2 protein-coding genes and 1 pseudogene are annotated in these 4,104 nt (G+C 70.2%); 1 reads left to right on the top strand and 2 read right to left on the bottom strand.

Features of this window, described 5'->3' with window-relative positions; translation table 11 throughout:
- Positions 1 to 120: 120 nt before the first annotated feature.
- Positions 121 to 1,482, bottom strand: a complete 1,362-nt coding sequence (gene pafA, locus AB0D31_RS34635) for a Pup--protein ligase (protein ID WP_267054116.1) — start codon at positions 1,480 to 1,482, stop codon at positions 121 to 123.
- Between the two features lie 9 nt (positions 1,483 to 1,491).
- Positions 1,492 to 2,751, bottom strand: a complete 1,260-nt coding sequence (locus AB0D31_RS34630) for an MFS transporter (protein ID WP_362730885.1) — start codon at positions 2,749 to 2,751, stop codon at positions 1,492 to 1,494.
- Between the two features lie 223 nt (positions 2,752 to 2,974).
- Between AB0D31_RS34630 and AB0D31_RS34625 the strand changes: the two are divergent.
- Positions 2,975 to 3,979, top strand: a pseudogene (locus tag AB0D31_RS34625) (LacI family DNA-binding transcriptional regulator); the annotation flags it as partial.
- Between the last annotated feature and the right edge of the window lie 125 nt (positions 3,980 to 4,104).

Below are 4,104 nucleotides of genomic sequence, written 5' to 3'. Positions count from 1 at the left end.
GTCCTTCCGCTGCCGGTCCGCTACTGCCGGTCCGCTACCGCCGCCCACCAGGACTTGTTCGGTATTCTGAACAGAGTTCCCGATGCTGAATAAGCCCGGAACACCGGTGCTGACATGCCCTCACATACCGGCGATCAGCTTCTCCACCCGGTCGTCCACCGACCGGAACGGGTCCTTGCACAACACGGTGCGCTGCGCCTGGTCGTTGAGCTTCAGATGCACCCAGTCGACCGTGAAGTCACGGCGCTGCTCCTGGGCGCGGCGGATGAAGTCGCCGCGCAGCCGGGCCCGAGTGGTCTGCGGGGGCACCGACTTGCCCTCGAAGATCTTCAGGTCGTTGCAGATCCTGGCCGCCTGGCCCTTGCGCTCCAGGAGGTAGTACAGACCACGCCGGCGGTGGATGTCATGGTAGGCGAGGTCTATCTGCGCCACCCTCGGGTGCGACATGGTCATGTTGTTCTTCGCCCGGTACCGCTCGATGAGCTGGTACTTCATGACCCAGTCGATCTCGGTACCGATCCGGTCGAGGTCCTCGGCCTCGATCGCGTCCAGGGTGCGGCCCCACAGTTCGAGGACCTGGGCGACGGTGCCGGTGCGGATGCCGCGGTGCTCCACGAAGTCCACGGCCTTCTCGTAGTACTCGCGCTGCACTTCGAGGGCGGACGCCTCACGTCCACTGGCCAGCCGCACCTTGCGCTGGCCCGTGATGTCGTGGGAGACCTCACGGATGGCCCGGATCGGGTTCTCCAGGGTGAGGTCACGCATGACGGTGCCCGCCTCGATCATGCGCAGTACCAGGTCGGTCGCGCCGACCTTGAGCAGCATCGTCGTCTCCGACATGTTGGAGTCGCCGACGATGACATGCAGACGCCGGTAACGCTCGGCGTCCGCGTGCGGCTCGTCCCGGGTGTTGATGATCGGACGCGAGCGGGTGGTGGCGGAGCTGACACCCTCCCAGATGTGCTCGGCGCGCTGGCTGACGCAGTAGACCGCGCCACGCGGGGTCTGCAGCACCTTGCCGGCGCCACAGATCAGCTGGCGGGTGACGAGGAACGGGATGAGGATGTCCGCGAGCCGCGAGAACTCCCCGTGCCGGGCGACCAGATAGTTCTCGTGGCAGCCGTAGGAGTTTCCCGCCGAGTCGGTGTTGTTCTTGAAGAGATAGACGTCGCCCGCGATTCCCTCCTCGTGCAGGCGGCGTTCGGCGTCGACGAGCAGGCCTTCGAGAATGCGCTCGCCGGCCTTGTCGTGCGTGACCAGTTCGGTCACGTTGTCGCATTCGGGAGTTGCGTATTCCGGATGCGATCCCACGTCGAGGTAGAGGCGGGCGCCGTTCCGCAGAAAGACATTGCTGCTGCGGCCCCATGACACAACACGGCGGAAGAGGTAGCGCGCCACTTCGTCAGGAGACAGTCGGCGCTGTCCCCTGAACGTGCACGTGACGCCGTACTCGTTCTCCAGCCCGAAAATGCGGCGGTCCATGAGGGAACATTACGCCTGATGGCCTGAGCTGAAACCGGGTTCGACGGCACGGTTTGGATCATTTTCGCGGACCCCGGCGACAGCACGCCCAAACACGGGAGCCGACAGAACCTTCTGCGTTGCGAGCAACACCACCAAAGCCGCCGCTCCGCCGCCCCCGGCGACCGCGAAACCCGCTCCGGTGCCGCCGAGTTCGACAGCGGGACCCGCGGCCGCCGTGCCGATCGCGGTGCCGACGCCGAACGCCGTCACCAGCCAGGAAAACGCCTCCGTGACCGTGCCGCGCGGGGCGTGCCGGTCGACGACGATGAACGCGCAGGCGATGGACGGTGCGAGGAAGACACCGGAGACGACGGTGAGCAAGGCCATCAACGGCACGCCCGGAACCAGCGCGAGCGGGAGGTAACCGACGGCCAGCAGCGCGACCAGGACCCGGAGCCGTTTCTCCGGAGCACCGCTCCACTGCCGGGACCCGTAGACGAGCCCGCCGAGAAGGGCACCGAGGCCGTTCGCCGCCATCAGCCAGCCGTAGACGGTGTCACTGCCGTGGTCGTCGGCGTACGCGGACGCGGCGACGATGATGGCACCGAGCGCGAGCCCCACGAAGAAGAACGCACCGAGCAGCGCGAGCAGCCCGGGCGAGCGCAGCGCGCCCAGCCAGTGCGCCTCGCGGGGCGCCGAACGCCAGCTCCGCGACGGCTCGGACAGGACCACGCTCAGCGCGCCGAGGACCCCCAGGGCGTTGATCAGCACCAGCGCGGCCGCGGGCGACCAGAGCGCGATGCACACGGTGATGAGCAGCGGGCCGACCGTGAACATCACCTCCTGGGCTATCGCGTCCATGGCGTACGCGGTGTGCACCTGGTCCTCGCGCTTGAGGACGCTGGGCCACAGCGCCCGCAGACCGCCCTCCAGAGGGGGCGTGGTGACACCGGCCACGAAGACGGCCGCGTACGCGACACCCACCGGATCGATGCCGGTGACCGCGAGCACCACCATGCCGAGGGCAGCGAGCACGGAGGCGGGGAGCATTACGCGCGGCTGTCCGTACAGGTCGACGGCGCGCCCGAGCAGCGGCTGACCGACGGCGGTGGCCACGCCGTACACGGCGGTCAGCGCGCCCGCGAGGGAGTAGCTGCCGCCCTCGGCCCGTACGAAGAAGACGATCGCGATGGAGGCCGTCGCATTGGGCAGCCGTCCGGTCAGCGTGCCCGCGAGCAGCCGTGCGGCATGCCGGGTCCGAAGGATCTCCGCGTATCCCGCCGCCATGGCCACTCCTCAAGTGCTACGTACAAGCGTGTTACGTATAACGTCCGAGGTCATACGTACCATGTGACGCATGGACGGGTCCACCCCGCGCACGCCCACCATCCGCCCTGGAGGACCTGTGACAAGGCCGGACGCACCCAGCCCCGAACCGGCGGAACCCGCCGCAGTGGCTCCCCGCGCCGCAGTAGCTCCCCGCGCCGGGGTGCGCGCCGCCCGCGCCGCCCTGGCCGGCCGACCCACCGGAAACCGCCCCACCAGCAGAGACGTGGCGGGCGCCGCAGGCGTCTCCCAGGCCACCGTCTCGCTCGTCCTGGGCGACAAATGGCGCGGCCGGGTCTCCGAACGCACCGCCGACCTCGTCCGGCAGACCGCCCGGGAACTGGGCTACCGCCCCAACCTCGCCGCCCGCAGCCTCCGGCTCGGCCGCACCCGCACCGCACTCCTCGTCGTACCCGCCATGACCAGCGAATTCTTCGCCCAGGTATACGCCGGCGCCGCGAAAGTCGCCGCCGAACACGGCTTCGGCGTGGTCCTCTACCCCTCCCCCGAAGGCATCGGACCCGCCCGCGACCCCTTCGACTCCGCCCGCACCGCACTCGACGGCGTCATCGCCTCCTCCATGGCCGCCGGCGCACTCGCCTCCATCCGCGGCAGCGACCTGCCGCTCGTGATGCTCGACAGCGACCCCGCCGAACCCGGACCCGCGGCCCATGTGAACCTCGACATCGCCGACGGCGTACGACGCCTGACAGAACATCTGCTGGAGCTCGGACACCGCCGCTTCGCACACATCGCCGCCGACGTCGACTCCTGGACCTTCGTCGTACGCGCCCACGCGCTCGCCGCCACCCTCGCCCGCGTACCCGACGCCGAACTGCACACCAGCCGCGCCACACTCAGCGTCGACGGCGGACACAAGGCGGCGCGCGAAATCCTGCGCTCCCCCGGCCCCCACCCCACCGCACTCGTCTGCGACGACGACTTCCTCGCCGCCGGCGCCTGCAAAGCAGCCCACCGGCTCGGCCTGCGCATCCCCGACGACATCAGCGTCACCGGCTTCGACGGCCTCACCCTCGCCACCGCCCTCGAACCCGAACTCACCACCCTCACCCTGCCCGCCGAACACGTCGGCGCCCGCGGCATGGCCGCGCTCCTCGCCGTCCTCGACGGCCGCGCGCCCCAGACCGGGGACCTGCCCGTCTCCCTCGCCGTACGAGGCTCAACAGCCGCGGGGGGCGCCCCCGGCGGGCGGGCCGGCGGGCGGCGCGGGGCCCGGGGGCCGGCGGGACACGGCGGCCTCTCGGGGCGCGGCGGCAAGACCACACAACGCGACGCCCAGGGCGGCGGCCGTGG

Origin of the sequence: Streptomyces sp. NPDC048361 (assembly GCF_040651795.1) — a bacterium.
In the GTDB taxonomy this organism is placed as follows: Bacteria; Actinomycetota; Actinomycetes; order Streptomycetales; family Streptomycetaceae; genus Streptomyces.
This window is presented reverse-complemented; position numbering and strand designations above follow the sequence as displayed.